The sequence below is a fragment of the Nonomuraea sp. NPDC049784 genome, assembly GCF_040659615.1.
Lineage (GTDB): Bacteria > Actinomycetota > Actinomycetes > Streptosporangiales > Streptosporangiaceae > Nonomuraea.
In genome coordinates this window covers 1-1216 of sequence record NZ_JBFAMX010001258.1, presented here as the reverse complement: position 1 = coordinate 1216, position 1216 = coordinate 1, and the positions used below count along the sequence as shown (strand labels likewise).

Below are 1216 nucleotides of genomic sequence, written 5' to 3'. Positions count from 1 at the left end.
AAGAGGTTCTTCGCCGCGGCCGGCTCCCAGGAGGACAGATCGACGACGGTCCCGTCCTGGAAGGCGTGGCCGACGGCGTGCAGTACGTCCGGTTCCTCGGGCTTGTCGACGCCGACGGCCTTGGCGATGCGCTGGATGAGTTGTGTCACGTAGGTGCGCTGCAGTGGCGCGCCGGTGCTGGTGACAAACAGCGGGCCAGATAGGTCGTCGCGCTTGGCGAGGTAGCCGTCGAGCAGGTCGCCGGTTAGGTCGGCGATGACGACCTCGTGGCGGCGTCCGCCCTTGGCAGGCAGGGTGAGGATGCGGTGCTCGCCGCGGTGGCCGAGATCAGCGAGTTGGGCGCCGGTGAGTTCGCTGACACGGCAGGCAGTCCCCTTGAGCACGGCGAGGATGGCCTGCACCCGGGGGCTCTCCACCGCGACGGCGCGGGTGAGCATCCGGTTCAGCTCGTCCTCCGTGACAAACCGGGTGCTCTTATCCCGCTGCCGTTTGGGTAGGTCCATGCCGTCGAACGGGTCGTTGCGCACGAGGCGGGCTCGCCGCAGGTAGCGGTACCAGCTCTTGAGCGCCGAAAGGCGGCGGCGCCGGGTCTCGGCGGCGTAGCCGGCGTGCCGCATGGCTGCAGCGAAAGTATCGGCCTCGATGAAGTCGACATCGGTCATCTCCAGGCCGCGGGCCTGGACCCACCACAACCACCAGGAGGCGTCCTTGATGTAGGCCTCCTGGGTGTTGGTCGCGGAGCGGCGGTCGGCCAGCAGCCAGGCACCGGTGGCGCGCAGCACGTCCTTGTCAGCGCCGGCCGTGCGCAGCAGCGCGGCGAGGCTTTGCGGATCGCGGGCCGGTGGCGGGCTGCCCCGGCCGGGTAGCCGGATCGGCAGCGCGGCCAGAGGAATCAGCTCGGCGAACGGCAGATCCGGCTCGTCGCCTTGCGACGCGTCCGACGATGAGTCGACGGCGGGGACGCCGAAGCTGTACATGGTGGCCAGCCGGTCGGTGTCGGGCCCGGTCCCGGCAAGGGCGGCGGAGTTGGGGACAAGGCTCATTGCGCCGCTCCGACGGCTGACGGCACGACGATCACGACCGGCCTCTGGGCCGGTTGACGTGGGCCGCGCTCGTGGGGGAGTGGGCGGTGCGCCAGGTGTCCAGCGCGAGCAGGCCAACGTCGCTGACCCGGCAGCGCGCCGGGGTGACGCCGGGCGGCGGCAGTTCCAGCCAG

The 1216-nt window shown here is 71.0% G+C and carries 1 protein-coding gene; it reads right to left on the bottom strand.

The annotated features are described in order from the left end of the window. Positions 1–1043: tyrosine-type recombinase/integrase (locus tag AB0J09_RS65225; protein ID WP_360714579.1), on the bottom strand; the 1043-nt coding region annotated here is incomplete at its 3' end. Positions 1044–1216 lie beyond the last annotated feature (173 nt).